Source organism: Nocardiopsis sp. Huas11 (assembly GCF_003634495.1).
In the GTDB taxonomy this organism is placed as follows: domain Bacteria; phylum Actinomycetota; class Actinomycetes; order Streptosporangiales; family Streptosporangiaceae; genus Nocardiopsis.
Window position 1 is genome coordinate 4,655,795 of the sequence record NZ_RBKY01000001.1, and the last position, 14,812, is coordinate 4,670,606.

General features: G+C 69.0%; 14 protein-coding genes and 1 pseudogene. 8 read left to right on the forward strand and 7 right to left on the reverse strand.

The window, feature by feature from the left end:
- Nucleotides 1-21 precede the first annotated feature (21 nt).
- Both DFP74_RS20930 and DFP74_RS20935 read right to left on the reverse strand, forming a co-directional pair.
- Nucleotides 22-1,227 carry a cytochrome P450 gene (locus DFP74_RS20930; RefSeq protein ID WP_121183949.1) on the reverse strand — a complete coding sequence of 402 codons (1,206 nt, stop codon included), beginning with the start codon at nt 1,225-1,227 and terminating at the stop codon, nt 22-24.
- 139 nt (nt 1,228-1,366) lie between these two features.
- Nucleotides 1,367-2,326 (reverse strand): ketopantoate reductase family protein, encoded by a 960-nt coding sequence (locus DFP74_RS20935; RefSeq protein ID WP_121183951.1) that lies wholly within the window; start codon nt 2,324-2,326, stop codon nt 1,367-1,369.
- An 89-nt stretch (nt 2,327-2,415) separates the two neighbouring features.
- On the opposite strand from DFP74_RS20935, the gene DFP74_RS20940 reads away from it, so the two are divergent.
- On the forward strand, nt 2,416-2,985 hold the full coding sequence (locus DFP74_RS20940) for a TetR/AcrR family transcriptional regulator (protein WP_121183953.1): 570 nt from the start codon (nt 2,416-2,418) through the stop codon (nt 2,983-2,985).
- Between the two features lie 469 nt (nt 2,986-3,454).
- On the opposite strand, the gene DFP74_RS20945 is transcribed toward DFP74_RS20940, so the two are convergent.
- Nucleotides 3,455-3,751, reverse strand: a complete 297-nt coding sequence (locus DFP74_RS20945; RefSeq protein WP_121183955.1) for a DUF1330 domain-containing protein — start codon at nt 3,749-3,751, stop codon at nt 3,455-3,457.
- A gap of 396 nt (nt 3,752-4,147) precedes the next feature.
- On the opposite strand from DFP74_RS20945, the gene DFP74_RS20950 reads away from it, so the two are divergent.
- Nucleotides 4,148-4,516 (forward strand): helix-turn-helix domain-containing protein, encoded by a 369-nt coding sequence (locus DFP74_RS20950; RefSeq protein ID WP_255499706.1) that lies wholly within the window; start codon nt 4,148-4,150, stop codon nt 4,514-4,516.
- 669 nt (nt 4,517-5,185) lie between these two features.
- On the opposite strand, the gene DFP74_RS20960 is transcribed toward DFP74_RS20950, so the two are convergent.
- From DFP74_RS20960 to DFP74_RS20970, 3 genes are all read right to left on the reverse strand, one after another.
- Nucleotides 5,186-5,965 (reverse strand): class I SAM-dependent methyltransferase, encoded by a 780-nt coding sequence (locus DFP74_RS20960; RefSeq protein WP_121183959.1) that lies wholly within the window; start codon nt 5,963-5,965, stop codon nt 5,186-5,188.
- Nucleotides 5,966-6,395: 430 nt separating this feature from the next.
- Entirely contained in the window at nt 6,396-7,670 is a 1,275-nt protein-coding gene (locus DFP74_RS20965; protein WP_233571081.1) for an MFS transporter, read from the reverse strand.
- Nucleotides 7,671-7,713: 43 nt separating this feature from the next.
- Nucleotides 7,714-8,358 carry a metalloregulator ArsR/SmtB family transcription factor gene (locus tag DFP74_RS20970; RefSeq protein WP_121183961.1) on the reverse strand — a complete coding sequence of 215 codons (645 nt, stop codon included), beginning with the start codon at nt 8,356-8,358 and terminating at the stop codon, nt 7,714-7,716.
- A gap of 99 nt (nt 8,359-8,457) precedes the next feature.
- Here DFP74_RS20970 and DFP74_RS20975 point away from each other — a divergent pair, with 99 nt between their 5' ends.
- The 5 genes from DFP74_RS20975 to DFP74_RS34535 all read left to right on the forward strand — a co-directional run bounded on the left by DFP74_RS20975 (nt 8,458) and on the right by DFP74_RS34535 (nt 13,720).
- Nucleotides 8,458-9,207, forward strand: a complete 750-nt coding sequence (locus tag DFP74_RS20975; protein ID WP_233571082.1) for a class I SAM-dependent methyltransferase — start codon at nt 8,458-8,460, stop codon at nt 9,205-9,207.
- A gap of 545 nt (nt 9,208-9,752) precedes the next feature.
- Nucleotides 9,753-10,595: a lipase family protein gene (locus DFP74_RS20980; protein ID WP_233571083.1), complete on the forward strand. Its 843-nt coding sequence runs from the start codon at nt 9,753-9,755 to the stop codon at nt 10,593-10,595.
- Between the two features lie 363 nt (nt 10,596-10,958).
- Nucleotides 10,959-11,639, forward strand: a complete 681-nt coding sequence (locus DFP74_RS20985; protein ID WP_147453897.1) for a hypothetical protein — start codon at nt 10,959-10,961, stop codon at nt 11,637-11,639.
- A gap of 857 nt (nt 11,640-12,496) precedes the next feature.
- Entirely contained in the window at nt 12,497-13,321 is an 825-nt protein-coding gene (locus DFP74_RS20990; protein WP_121183967.1) for a hypothetical protein, read from the forward strand.
- Nucleotides 13,322-13,417: 96 nt separating this feature from the next.
- Nucleotides 13,418-13,720 (forward strand): hypothetical protein, encoded by a 303-nt coding sequence (locus tag DFP74_RS34535; RefSeq protein WP_233571431.1) that lies wholly within the window; start codon nt 13,418-13,420, stop codon nt 13,718-13,720.
- A 180-nt stretch (nt 13,721-13,900) separates the two neighbouring features.
- Here the strand turns inward: DFP74_RS34535 and DFP74_RS34950 are convergent.
- Nucleotides 13,901-14,029, reverse strand: a pseudogene (locus DFP74_RS34950) (DUF427 domain-containing protein); the annotation flags it as partial.
- A gap of 221 nt (nt 14,030-14,250) precedes the next feature.
- Here DFP74_RS34950 and DFP74_RS21000 point away from each other — a divergent pair.
- A complete protein-coding gene (locus tag DFP74_RS21000; protein WP_121183971.1) occupies nt 14,251-14,718 on the forward strand; it encodes a hypothetical protein in 468 nt (155 codons plus the stop codon).
- Nucleotides 14,719-14,812: the final 94 nt, after the last annotated feature.

Sequence of the window (14,812 nt, forward strand, 5' to 3'; positions counted from 1 at the left end):
GTGGGGATGGCGGTTCGTCTTCTACCAGGTCACCGGGAGCTGGTAGAGGCCGTAGATGTTCGCGTCGTCCTTGAACGGCAGCTCGTCGACATCCATCGCGAGCTCCAGGCCGGGAACGCGGCGGAACAGCGTGTCGAACACGATCTGGAGCTCCATCCGAGCCAGGTTCTGGCCCAGACACTGGTGCGGCCCGAACCCGAACGCGACGTGGTGGCGCGCGCCGCGTTCGATGTCGAGCTCGTTCGGGTTCTCGAACGCCCGCGGGTCCCGGTTGGCCGCATGGCCGAGCGCCAGCACTCCTTCGCCGGCGCGGATCAGCTGCCCGCCGACCTCGATGTCCTCGACGCACAGCCGGGCCGTCGCCACGTCGATGATCGTGAAGTACCGCAGCATCTCCTCGACCGCGTCGAGTGTTCTGCCCGGGTCGGCCTTGATCATCGCGAGCTGCTCCGGGTTGCGCAGGAACGCCACGGTCGACAGCGAGATCATGTTCGCCGTCGTCTCGTGGCCGGCCACGAGCAGCAGCAAGCCCATGCCGGCCAGTGCCGTCCGCCGGTAGGTGCCGTCCGCGCGCAGCTTGACGATCTGCCGCCCGAGCAGGTCGTCCGGCGGGTTCTTCTCCTTCTCCGCGATGAGGTCGGCCATGTAGCCCTGGATGGCCTCCATCGCCGCCCACCGCTCCTCGGGCGGCGTCGACTGCTTGATCACCTTCACCGTGTTCTCCTGGAAGAACTCATGGTCGGTGTAGGGCACACCCAGCATCTCGCAGATCACCAGTGACGGAACCGGCAGCGACAGCGAGTCCACCAGGTCACCGGGCCGCGGTCCTGCCAGCAGCGCGTCGATCTGCCCGTCGACGATCTCCTGGATCCGCGGCCGCAGCGCCTCCAACCGGCGCACCGTGAACTCGCCGAGCACGGCCTTGCGCGCCGGTCCGTGCTCGGGCGGGTCCATAGCGATCAGGAAGCGCTCCTCGTCCGGCCGCCGGGACGCCGCCTCGCCCTCGACCAGCGCTGGAAAGTCCGGATGCTGCCGGTCGGCGCTGAACCGCCGGTCGTTCAACACGGTGCGCACGTCTTCGTGGCGGCTGATCACCCAAGCCCACCCGCCGTCGGGGAGGCCGACCCGCGAGACCGGCTCTTCTTCGCGGATCTCCTCGTACGCCGGCGGCGGCGCGAACGGGCACGTGCGGGCCATGGGGAACTCGTGCTTCTCGGTGGTGGTCATGACTTTTTCCTTCCAGGACGTCACGGACAGGCGATGCAGGCCGGACGGCGAAGAGCCGTGTGTGAACGGCAGGTGCTCGACGGTGCGACCGGGTGGGCTCTGGGGTGCGGAAGGACCGACGACGTCGGTGGATGCAGACTCAGCCCGTCCCCTCACGGGCGAAGAGCGGTTCCGCCGCTTCCAGTCGCGGTACCGAGACGCCCAACCGTCGTGCCTCGGCCAGGGTGTCCCGGCAGACCTCACGCGGCTCCTCAGCGTCGGGGTCGGACTGCGCCGTGAGACTCACGCGCGCGAGCGCGACATGAGCGGTCAGCCAGGCGAGCACGGGTGCCGTCAGCCAGGTGGGCGCCCGGAACGGCAGCACACCGCCCCGGTGCCGTCGCAGGTCGATGCCGCGCGCTTGGAGGAGCGGCAGCAGCTCCCGGCCGGCCAGCAGCCCTTCGCGCAGGTCGCCCGTCGACCCGGCCAGTTCGGACAGAGAACCCAGCCGCAGGCCCTGCGAGAACAGGCCGGCATCCGACACGAAATGGACCCACAGCCAGCCGCGGAAGTCAGGCCGCTCCTTGATCCGGAGCCCGGCCTCGCGAAACGCCTGGCGTACGGCCCGCTCCCGGTCGGTCGGGGGCCTGCCGAGGGTACCGAAGACGACCGACGACAGCAGTGCCCCGTTGAGCACGCCGTCCTCGCTGAAACCGCCACCGGCCTGGGGAAAGCCCCAGGCGATCCGGTCGGGCGGGAGTGCGCCGATCGCGACGAGCGGCTCGGTCCAGAGGTTGCCGAAGACCAGCACCGTGGCCTGGCCGACACGCGGGGTCAGGAAGGCGGTTGCCTCCGGGAGGCGGTGGTGCGGCACGCTCAGCACGATCAGGTCGAAGTCGTGGTCGGGCTCCAGCGCCTCGCGGTAGCGCACCGGCCACTTATCCACGACGCGCTGTCCCCACACCCGGCGACGCGTGTCGACCAGATCGAGGTCCACCGTGTCTCCGTAGGTCGCCGCGCGGCCCGGCCGGACGTAGAACTCGACGTCATGTCCCGCCTGGTGCAGGGTCCAGCCGTAGATGGTGGCGATCGCGCCTCGGCCGAACATCAGGATCTTCACGTGGTACCTCGTGGGGTAGGATCGATATGGAGATCATCTCCACTTTCAAAATATGGAGATCATCTCCATTTGTCAACGCGAGGGAACACATGACCGCCGACAAGCCACTGCGGGCCGACGCTCAGCAAAAGCGCGAGGCACTGCTCGCCGCCGCCAGGGAAGTCTTCGACACCGGCGACTTCTTCGACCTGCGCTTCGACGACTTCGCCCGCCTGGCGGGGGTGGGCACCGGCACGTTGTACCGGCACTTCCCCACCCGGGAGGCACTGGCCGAGGCGGTCTACCACGGGGAGGTCGCGGCGCTGTGCGACCGCGCCCGCCAACTACAGGCCGCGCTGCCCGCGGCGGAGGCTTTGGCGACCTTCCTCCGCACCATGGTCGAGCACATAGCCGCCCACCAGGGCCTCGCCCGGACGCTGGCCACGCTGTGGGCCGACCGCTCAGGCGCCCTCGCCGAGGGCAGCCGGGCGCTGGAGGAGGCGGTCGGTGACCTGGTGGCCGCCGCCGTGCAGGAGGGCACCGTTCGCGACGACGTGGATTCCGGTGCCGTGATGGTGGCGCTGCACGGCATCGGTGCGGCTCATGACCGCCCCGGTTGGCGGGCCGAGGCCGACGATGTCATCACCCTCGTGCTGGACGGGCTGCGCCGCCCGCAATGAACGAGGTGCGACGCGAGGCCGCATGCCGCAAGCGAAGGAACCGGCCGGTGAGACGGCGGCGACGATGCGGTCCGGGGTGGTCACCCGGCTGATGCCGGCGACACCTGTGAGGTTTCAGGATGCGTGCGAGAGCGACGAGGGCGCGACTCCGCCAGTTCTGACACGTGTCGAATCCGCCTACGCCGCCGAAGGGGGAACGGTCCAACCCTGTGGAGCAAGCTGTGGTGCGGCAGCTTCGTGACCCGTACGCCGCACTGATGACCCTCATCGGCCGCTGGAACCTCGTTCAACGCACCCCGCCGACATCGAGGCCGACGTTCGAGCCGCCGGGCCGCCGGGAACCGTCGCCGGACTGGACATCACCGCCGATGCCACTGGCCTGGCGCTGTTCGCGACGGTGCGGCGCGCGGACGAGCCGGGGCGATCCCGGCAGTCGGTCAGGTGTTCGTCGCCGGCGCAGCCTCGATCGTCAGTCGAGGCCTTCGATGATGCGGAAGTCGCGCTCGAAGCCGTCGGGGAGTTCGGCCAGCGCCTTCTGGTAGGCCGCACTCTCGTATGCGGCGACCGCCTGTTCGAAACTGTCGAACTCGATCAGGACGACGCGCTCGGCGATTCCGGCTTCGTGTGCGACGACCCGGCTGCCGATGCTGGCGAGCACCCGCCCGCCTGCGGCCCTGACGGCCAGACCGGCCAGTTCGTTGTAGGCGGCAAACCTCTCAGGGTCTGTGATGGTGGGGTAGACGCTGACCCAGTAGCCCTTGGCCACAGTTACCTCCTGTGTTCGGAATCGATGCTCAGAAGCTTGCTCAGATCCATGGCCGGCGCGCTGCGGGGCAGCGAGCCGATGGGTCCGGTGTTCCGTGCGGTCGCGGTGGACGGTCGCTGTGATGGTGGACGGGCTGTCGAGGTGGTCACCCGGGGCACCTTGCGCATGTATCGGCCCCCCGGCCGGTCTCGCCTCCGTCGACCCGGGCGGGAACGCCTGTCACCCAGGTCGCCGGGGCAGGTGCCACAACAGCCTTCTTTGTTTCGATTTCCGAAGCGGTCACCGATGCTAGCGTGTCGGAATTCGAAGCGTCAAAATCCTGGAGAACTGGACATCGGCATGGCAACACCCAGACCTGGCAGCCCTGTTCGCGGCTCGACCACCGGCCGCCCCCTCATGGCCGCACTCGATCTGTTCGGACGGCGGTGGAGTATGCGCATCCTGTGGGAGCTTCGCGCGGGTCCGCTTGGGTTCCGCCCCTTGCAGAAGCGGTGCGACGACATGTCCTCCAGCGTGATGCGGCAGCGCCTGACCGAACTGCTGGATGCCCAGGTGATCCACCAACTACCGGACAGCCGCTACGAGCTCACCCCGCTGGGACAGGAGGCGCGCCACGCCCTGAACCCCCTCGCCCGCTGGGCGGAACGCTGGGCGGCCACGATCAACCCGCAAGGGGCGGACCACACCGACGACCAGACCGCCGGCCGCGTCCCAGATTCGGACACCGTGGGCGATGGGACGCCGGAGAAGGGCTCCGCGGACTGACGCCCCGACTCGGATCGGAGGCGGGGCGGGACCGCCGGGTCACGAGTCGGGGCGGGCACGTACTCGGTGGCCGTCCACGGCACCCCGGCGTCGGTGTCGGCGTCGACCACCGCCGGGATGAAGGGCCCGTGGACCCGGCGTGCGGCGCGGACCTCACGGGCGAACCGGGCCCGGAACGCGCGGTCGTGGGCCAGGTCGTCCTTGACGAGCTCGACGTCGGCCGGATCGCCGTCCGGGGTGCGGGCCAGGTGGACCTTGCCATACCGCCGGCGCTCAGGCGGGCCGGCAGCCGGTGGGGTCCGACGGTGCGGGGGCGTCGGGAGTGAGGGGGTACACGGGGAGGGCGTCCTCACGGTGGCACGGTTCCGGTGGCGCCGAACCCGGTGCAGGGGGTGGGGCAGGGACGAATGACCGTCCCGAGCGTCCTGTGCGCAGGCCGGTGTCCACATGCGGACTCCGCGTGGTCGCGGGCCGCGCACATCCGGCGGGGGGCCGGGTGCGCGTACATGCCCGGCGGTACGTCCACCTGGTTCGACCGTGGCCACGGGTCACCGAGTCCCCGCACGGAGCCGCGGCTGCGGCCGGTCAGGGTGATCCAGGGCGCCGGGCACACCGCCTCGCGAAGCCGATCGACGCGATGAGAGATCTTCGCCGAGCAGGCGAGGGGCTTCACAGACGTCGGACGCGCAGCACGCCGCAGAGCAGCGGGAGGGCGAACTCGCCGTGGGCGGTCTCCGGTCTGCTCGCGAGGAAGGCGCGGATACGGCTCAGCTCGGCCGTTCGCTCCTGATCCGGCATGACGAGCATCCCCGCCCGCGTCGCGAGGGTCGCGACCAGGGAGTCGGCGGTGCGGCGCTGGGCGTGCGGGAACTCGGCCTGCTCCGGCGAGCCGAAGCGGGGTGCTTCGCCGGTCCTCGGAAGGTGCATGTCGGCGGTTTGGGCGCGCCAGCCGGCTGAGGTGTCACGCGGACCGATGGCCGCGCCCCCGCTGATCCTTTCGAGCTCGGCCACCCACTCGACGTGGTCGTCCATGACGTTCCACAGACCGGCCAGGACGCCGCCGGGCGCGAGGACCCTGGCGATCTCCGGTCCCGCGACGGCCATGTCGAACCAGTGCATGGCGTTGCCGGCCAGCACGGCATCGACGGAAGCGTCCGGCAGCGGTATCGCCTCGGCGCTACCGGGCAGGGCGCGGACGGCCGGCAGTGAATGGCGCAGTTCGGTCAGCATGGCCGGGTCGGGCTCGACCGCGATGACGTCGACGCCCAGCGCGACCAGTGTGGCGGTCAGCTTGCCTGTGCCGGCGCCCAGGTCGAGTACGCGCGGTCCGGGCGCGGGCTCGAGCGCCCAGTTCGCCGCGGCGTGCGGGTGGTCCGGGCGGTGCTCGGCGTAGGCGGCGGCCGCGGTGCCGAAGGATGAGGCGTGGAGAAGCCGTTCGTTCCGATCCATCTGGTTCCCATCCGTGTCATTGGCAAGATCAGTGGAGCTGTCGCCGTACGAACAGGTCAGGCGGCGGATCCGGCAGGGGCAGGCCTCCGCCGCAGGGCCCGGAAACACACGGCCACGCGGAGGTATGTACCCGGCAACGGGGTGCGCTGCGCGTGCTCCAGGTGCCGTAGGAAGGACGTCGTCAGTACGCGGGCGGGGTATCCAGCTGTTGTGCACGGCGGCCGGGAGGGGGCGCTGGTGGCGGGCGGCACTCGCGCCCGCTCCACGGCCCCGCCTGCACCGCACCAGATCAGGGGAGAGCTGCCTCCGGGGCACGGGGTGTCGGCCCGCTCCCTCCTGATCCGGGTCAAGGGGGCGGGCTTCCAGACCGCTCTCCACACACTCCAACTCTGCTGGGCCGCGGGCGCCGCGCCGGTCGCCGCTTTCGAGGTCATCGAGCACGTCTGCTGGAGGCGGGCACCGGGCGCGCGGTCCAGGCGATGGCGGGCAGGACCGCCAGGGCGAGCACCCCGCCGACCAGGGACAGCAGGGTGTAGCTTCCGGCGGCCACGACCAGTCCTGAGGCCAGGCCGCCGCCCGCTCCGGCCACGGCGATGGCCACATCCACCAGCCCCTGGGTCCTGGCGCGGGTGGCCAGCGGTGCGGTGTCGGTGACGATCGCGGTGCCCGAGACGATTCCGAAGCTCCAGCCCAGGCCCAGCAGCGCCAGAGCCAGGGCCAGCAAGGGCACCGAGTGGGGCGGGGCCAGGGCGGCCAGCAGTCCGGCGGCCAGCAGTGTCACCCCGGAGGCGGCGGCCACGGGCAGGCGGCCCAGGCGGTCGACCAGGAAGCCGCTGAGCGGGGAGGGCAGGAACATCGCCGCGACGTGGACGGCGATGACCAGCCCGGCCGCGCCCACCGAGTGGCCGTGGCCGGTCATGTGGACGGGGGTCATGGTCATGATGGCGACCATGACGAGCTGGGCCAGGACCATGACGGCGGCGCCCAGCACCAGCATCCGCGTGTTCGCGGCAGTGGTGGCAGCGGCGGCAGGACTCGGTGTGGTCGTGGCGGTGCTCTGGGGGAGAGCTGCTTCGGCGCGGGCGGTGGTGAGCGGGTCCGGGCGCAGCAGCAGCCACAGCACCAGCCCGGCCGAGGCGTAGGCCGCCGCTGCCAGCAGGAAGGGTCCGGCCAGTGCCGGGATACCCACGATCCGTGCCAGGTCGCCCAGTTGGGTGACCAGGTTGGGACCCACGACGGCGCCCAGGGTGGTGGCCACCATGACCGTGCTCAGGGCTCGGCCCCGGTGCTGGGGGGTGGCCAGGTCGGCTCCGGCGTAACGGGCCTGGAGGTTGGTGGCGGTCCCCGCCCCGTAGACGAACAGGGAGGCGAACAGCAGCACGACGTTGTCGGCTGTGGCCGCGGCGACCACGCCCACGGCTCCCAGCGCGCCCGCGGCGTATCCGGCGACCAGGCCGGTGCGCCGTCCCAGGCGTTGAGAGGTGCGTCCGATCAGGGCCGCGGCGGCGGCCGAGCCGATGGTGAACAGGGCGCTGGGCAGGCCGGCCCAGCCGGCGCCGCCGAGCATGTCCTGGGCCAGCAGGGCGCCCACGGTGATCCCGGCGGCCAGTCCGGCGCCACTGAGGATCTGGGCGGTGACCAGCACGGTCAGGATGCGTCGTTGGGCGGGGTGGGGCGCGGTTGTGGTTGTGGTGATGGTGTTCATGGCAGGCAGAGACCTTGCTGTCGGGGAGGGCGGGGGCGGGCGGTCAGGGGGTGACGTCCATGCCGTCCGAGCGCCATTCCAGGACGCCCTCGTCCAGCAGGGCGGCGTCGCGGCCGTGCTCGCGCAGCAGGCGCACGGCGTCGTAGGAGAGCACGCAGTAGCGACCCCGGCAGTAGGCCACGACCTGGGTGTCGGCGGGGATCTCGGCCAAACGGTCGGCCAGCTCCTCCAGGGGGATGGACACCGCTCCGGGCAGGTGCCCGGCCTCGTACTCCTGGTGGGGGCGCACGTCCAGGACCATTGCGGTGCCGCTGGCGACCGAGGCCAGGAGGTCCTCACGGCCCACGAGGCGGATGTCGTCCTGGTCCAGGTAGGCGCGGCGGGCGGCTTCGACCTCGGCCTGGTGGGTGTCGGCCACACGGCACAGCACCGACATCAGCGTGGCGACGTCGTCACCGGCCAGGCGGTAGAAGATGCGGGTGCCCTCGGCGCGGGCGGTGACCAGTCCCGCCTGGCGCAGCACCTGTAGGTGGGCCGAGGCGGTGGACAGCTTCAGCTCCACGGCGCCGGCCAGGTCCTGGACGGGGCGCTCTCCCTGGGCCAGGAGTTCGACGATCTCCAGGCGCTTGCCGTGGGCCAGGGCCTTGCCGGTGCGGGCGATGGCGTCGTACAGGTCGGTCTTGCTCATCTTCGAAGCTCCATAGTTCCATGTATCTTTGGAATATAGTACGTGATCGAAGGGAGCGCCGAAGGAGGGCGGTCCCGTCCTGATGGAGAGGGTCATAGCGTGCCCGCACCGAAGGAGGCCGATGTGGACACCGACCTGGGTGGCTCCCAGCGCGAGCACTGGCAGGGCGTCTACGACCGCAACCCGCACATGTACGGCGCCGACCCCTCCGAAGCCGCCCGACACGCGCAGAAGGTGTTCGCCGCGCACGGTGCCCGGGAGGTTCTCGAACTGGGCGCGGGGCACGGAAGGGATGCCCTGTGGTTCGCCGTCCGGGGTTTGCGGGTCCACGCCGCCGACTTCAGCGCCACCGCCCTGGACCAGCTCACCCGCACCGCAGACCGGCAGGGTGTGGCGGGGCGGGTGCGTACCCATCTGCACGACGCCCGCACGCCCCTGCCGCTGGCGGACGCCTCGGTGGACGGGGTCTTCGCGCACATGCTGCTGTGCATGGCCCTGTCCACTGCGCAGATCCACGCGCTCATGGGCGAGATCGATCGGGTGCTGCGCCCCGGGGGCGCGCTGGTGTACACGGTGCGCCACACCGGAGACGCCCACTACGGGGCCGGCACCTCCCACGGCGACGACATCTTCGAGCACGGCGGGTTCGCCGTGCACTTCTTCGACCGCGCACTGGTCGAGAACCTCGCCACCGGATGGGACCTCGCCGAAGTCGCACCTTTCGAGGAGGGGGAGCTGCCCCGACGGCTGTGGCGCGTCACCCAGGTCAAACCCGCATCCCACCGGGTTCGCGCCACAACCGCCCGGGACTCCGACGAGCCGGCAGCGAGCTCGCGTCGGTCTGAGTGAGCCACGGCCGCGGCGACTCGTGGCGACCGACGTGGTCGCCGGCTGCCTCTGCCTGACCTCGCCGCCCGCCACTGTGTGTTCTGCGGGTGCGTGGCCGAAGTGCGGTGGAGTCCTGCCTGTGGGGACGATGCGGTCGGGGTCGATACCCTTTTCCTGGCTCGGCCGGATGTCTCCCTCTCGGAGAAGAAAAATGGATATAGGGTTGCCTATGTCCTCATTTTTCATTTGCGACAACGGTTCAGCGGAGCGCTTTCTCTGTGAGTGTGTTTTCTCTCTGATCCCCCTGGAACACTAGTGGGCGTCAGAAATACGCAGTGAGTTTCCGCGGTCCCGGACCGGGTCGGCCTTCGACGCATCCGGGGCGGTGCACGTGCCCGGGGCGATGACACCGGTGCACTACGCCCCTGCCCACGGCCACACCGTCTACGTCGAGGCCCGCGTGTGGGCCCGCCATGACCTGGAAGGGCCTTCCCAGCGCCTTCCTGTAGCCGTGTACCTCCGTTCGTGGGCCGGTCCGACCGACACGGCCGGCACCGCTTTATGACATGAGGAAGAACGCCATGACCATGGTCGCCTTCGACCACACCACCACCGACTACGGCCTGGACCACGCGCTGTGCCTGGCCCATGCGGCCAAGCTCGCCTACGCGGACGAGGGCACGGCCCGCGAGCAGGCCCGGGAGTGGGGCTTCGATCGCTTCCGCTTCTTCGAGGCCGACTTCTCCCCGCCCTTCGCCCTGGACCACACGCAGGCCTACGTCATGGCCGGCGGCGACATGATCATCGCGGCCTTCCGCGGGACCGAGCCCACCCAGATCATGGACTGGCTGTCCGACGCCAAAGCGCCCATGGTCCCCCACTCGTCCAAGAAGGGCATGGTGCACTGGGGGTTCGACACGGCCCTGGAGGCGATCTACCCGCAGATGCTGGTGGCGCTCGAGGAGCTGCGAACCAACGACCAGACCCTGTGGTTCACCGGCCACAGCCTGGGCGGAGCGCTGGCCATGCTCGCCGCCGCGCGCGTCAGCCTGGTCGATCCGGAACTGACCGCCGACGGCGTCTACACCTTCGGTCAGCCCCGCACCTGCGACCAGAAGCTGGCCAGCGCCTACGACGGCGCCCTGCGGGGGCGCACCCACCGCTTCGTCAACAACAACGACATCGTTCCCCGGGTGCCGCCGGGCCCGTTGTACGCGCACGTGGCCGAGGAACGCTACATCGACGCCGACGGACACCTGCGGGAGAAGGCCCCGGGTCTGTTCGGCGGGCTGGTGGACCGCGCCAAGGGGTACGCCGACGACATCACCTCGCTCAGGCCCGACGCCGACGGTCTGACCGACCACTTCGTCGACGCCTACATCACCTGCCTTCAGAGCGCCGGCCGCTGACACCTGACCCGTCTCCACCGGGGTTTCACGTGACGGTCAGGAGAAGCCGAGTAACCCAGGACTCCCAGGTCACCGACCTGGGAGTTCAGTGTCTCTGAGGTTCTGTGTCCCTGAGAGGGTGATCGCACCGACCCGGGCTTGGGCGGCCGTGTCCGCCGTCACGACGCGTGTGACGAAGCCTGGTGCCGCGCACGCCAGAGGGACGGCTCAGGATTCGGCAGCGGGCCTCGACGGCGGCGGCCTCGCCGGGGGCACCTCGGGTCTTCGAGACGGCTTCCTCGGGGGATGGTCGAGAGAGGGCCCCCGCGAGGAGCTTGCCGAGCCGCATGACTGGAAATGTCGATGGGGAGGCGGAGGAGTACGGTGCCTGCCAGCGGAGCACATGAGGCCCAGCGGGTGGATTCACAAGGCCTCTGTTCCGGTGTGCGTTGTATATGTGGTGGGGTGGAATTGATATATATGACGAATCTTAAAGACACTTCTCTTGGTCGCAGGAAGACCCTTCGGAATAGATGGACGGCTTCTTTTGGTGTGCTTGTTGTCATACCGTTCTTCCTGTTCTGGTTGGCTTGGACTATGGAGGAAGCGCACGCTCCAGGGGAGGTGGAGCGATGGACGGTATGGTTTCTCGCGATCTTCTTTCCGGTGACTTGGTGGTTCCTTCTCAAGGCAAGCTTCTTCACTAATATCCAGATCGGAGAGGGGGTCGTTGTCATAAGGAACCTTTTCAGCAAGACCGTGATTCCTGCTGAACAGGTTTCGAGTGTGACTTGGGAAGGGGGAGTGGATGTCATCACGAGGAGCGGTGAAAAGTACTGGTGCTTCAACCTGGGAGGATCTTTGATCGGAGCGCTCGCCGGATATCCGACGAATCGTCGATGCGCGCGGGAGATCGAGGATTATCTGGAATCCTTTGAGAGTTCAAAACCCGCCCAAAGTGAAGATCGGGTGACCACTTCGCTGCACCTGAACATCCTGTTCCTGGCCTGCTCGGTCCTCGGCGCCCGTTCGGCGTTGTTCCTGTTGGAACTTGCGTTCGCTTGACCTCGTTGGTCACCCGCCCGGTGCGGGTCCTTCAGGTCCAGGGCCGTTCGCGTCGGCGGCTCGGCCATCATCGAACGCCTTGCGGATGATGATTTCGGGGTTCGCGGAATCCGGTGGCCCTCGGGCGACTGTGGTTCTCACATGACCGGGGGGCCCGGGCCCGGACCGGCGACCTCAAGGAGTGCACCCGCATGACGACCAGTGGTCAGCGGATGATCGAAGCGGCACGTCCGACAGCGCGCAAGCGGCTGGTCATCCCGGTCCTGCGCTCACTATTGGTTTCCAGAGCCCTGTCGTTCTCGCGATCGAGACCAGTTCTGACGGGGTGGTCCCTGACCAGCACGAGGCCAAGACCAAGAGCAGCGGAACCCCCGCGCTCGGCCCCCTGCCGGGCCCTGCCGGGTCCGGACCCGCGGCGCACCACCTCGGGTGCCGGCCTCACTGCGGGACCTGGCCATCGGCGTCCTTCTCCTGGCGGGACGGAACAGTATCCCTGCGGGGCTGCGGCACCACGGCCCGGGACAAACGCCGCCCGCTCGCTGTATTCGGTCTTGCATGACCAACCCGCACAGGCCGCGAGAACGACAGAGCCCTGGAAACGCCTCTGGCTCCGCACGCGTGGTCGAGCTGCGCGGTATGTAAATTCCAGCGAGCAGGAAGTATTTATTCGCAAATAGACAACCGGCATACCCGCATTTTATCAGGGCAAACTGGGTAAATCGCTTTCCATGAAACGTGCAGGTGGTCTCCGTGGCCACATGTGGACATCTGCGATATGCCGGTTCCCCTTGTTGGCTAATTGGTGCCCTCCTAGGGTTGGATTCAGTAATAATTACCCCCGGCCCCCGAAAGAAAATATGCGTGCTCTGAAGAAGGTCGTCACCTCCTCCCTGCTTTCCGGCGCGTTGATCGCCGTCGCGGCCGCCAGTGCGTCCGCGCAGGAGCAGACTCCCTACGAGCCTCCCACGCCCGACAGCTCCGGATGGATCGTCTACACCGATGTCGTCGCGCGGTCGGCGGACGTGTACACCGTCCAGGGGGAGGCCGGTGAAGAGGGAACGTGCCACTTCCAGGACGAGGCGTCCCTGGCTCCGGGGGAGTCCGCCGTCACCGTCAACGAGGTGGCGTTCAATCCCGACACCTGCCAGTCAAGGCTCGCTTCGACGCCGGTTGCGGGAAGTGAGGAGGCCCCTGCGGGCAACGAGGAAACCGAGGCGATTCGTGAAGCATCTGCTGAAGCAGGCTCCGAAGCAGAAGCCGAAGCGGCTCGTGCCGCCACGAGATCCGAGGGCTACCTGTGGTCGTGGTATGAGGATCCCCCCGGCATCAAGGTGGCCGAGGTGGCGAACCACACCACGTGGTCATGGAACGGCTCCGGTGTGCTGTCCTCGCCAGGGCCTGTGGGGAACCAGGGAACCCGTCACTTCTCCACCTCGGGTTGGAGCCTGGAGAGCCATAACTGGAACAACGTCTACAACTCCTCGCAGACGACTTCCAGCACCTATGCCCACTTCCGGAACAATCTCTTCTGCGTCACCATCGACACCCATGTCTACGCAGACAGGAACACGGTACACGGCCAGGCCAGCGGGAATCTGCGCGGTGTCTGGAACTGGTCGAAGTCCGGTGGGTGCAATTCCCTGCTGTCGTTCAATCATCAATTGGAGCGTACCCTCAACTAAAAGAACCCAGGTGTCCTGGAAACCCACGTCCTGGTGAGTGTTCACCGGAGGCCGGATCGGCCTCCGGTGAACAGCCGTACCTTCGGGAGAGAAACGATGTCCTTGCTCATCGCACGCGCCGCCCTCATCACGGCTCCGGTGTTCGCCGCCGCGGCCACGCTCCTGCTCGTGGTCACCGGTGACCAGGTCTCCAACGTGCTCGTGTGGGGCGGGTCGGTGACGCTGGTCGCCGCGCTACCGACTGTTGTGCCGGAGCGGTACTGGCGCATCGCTATCTGGACCTGCTCCGCGCTCGTGCTCGTCCTCGCCGCTCTGAGCATCTTGTCGATCGGCGCCTACTTCCTTCCCGCACTCGCCGCTCTCGTCGTCGCGGGCATCACCTACCGCCCGCGGGAGTAGACCGCCCAGGCGCTGTCGGCTCTCCCTCCCATCGGCCCCGGTCACTCCCTCTGCATGGAGGAGACCACCCCCGACGGCACCGACGCGGGGCGGGACCGCCCGGAACGGGACGCACCCGTCGTCACCGACTCGACCAACACCGGCCGACGGGCGGTGGACTGAATGGAGCCAAGGGCACAGCGTTCGCGAGGCCGAGTCCGTCAGGTGCTCGCGGCGCACCGACTCGGGAGGGAAGCAATGGTTGCCCTCCACGATCACTGTGCGTTCCGCCTCGGCCAGGACGACCCCGTTCCACACGACTCGGATCATCGGTGGTCACCGCTCTCTGTGCTCGGGGCGGCCGGTACCGCCCGTGGGAACACCGGACAACCGGCTCCTGGGTCGGTCTTCCCCGCACACTGTCAGCGACACGACACGACGCGGCACCCGCCGTCACTCGCGCCGGGGCGTCCCGGCGGGTTTGCCCGCCGGCCCCGGGGTTAGGGGAGTGCCATCACAGAGCGGGCGAAGTCGACGTACGGGGGAAGGCCATGACCCACTACCTGCTGCGCGGTGCGTTGGCGGGCGCCGCGGGGACCACGGCGCTCAACACGGTCACCTACCTCGACATGGCGCTGCGGGCCAGACCGGCCAGCACGACTCCGGAGACGACCGTCCAGAAGGTGGAGGAACTGACCGGAACACCGCTGGCAGAGGACTCGCAGGAGGAGGCCAACCGGCGTTCGGGCATCGGACCCCTGCTCGGGATCGCCACGGGGGTGGTGGCCGGAGCACTCTACGGCGCCGCGCGCTCCCGCTGGCCCGGGCTGCCGGTCCCCCTGCTCGCGGTCGCCGCCGGTGCCGCGGCCAACCTGGGTAGTACCGCCCCGATGACCGCGCTCGGGGTCACCGATCCGCGCGAGTGGTCGGCCGAGTCGTGGATCTCCGACCTCGTGCCCCACCTGGCCTTCGGGCTGGCCACCGCACTGGCCTACGAGTCGACCGACGACACCGCCTGAGGGCCACCGGCCGCGCGCAGGTTCGTCCACGATCCTGCGTTGTGTATTGACGGCGACGGGACGATCTCCGGCTGACCTTCGCAGACGTTCTTCG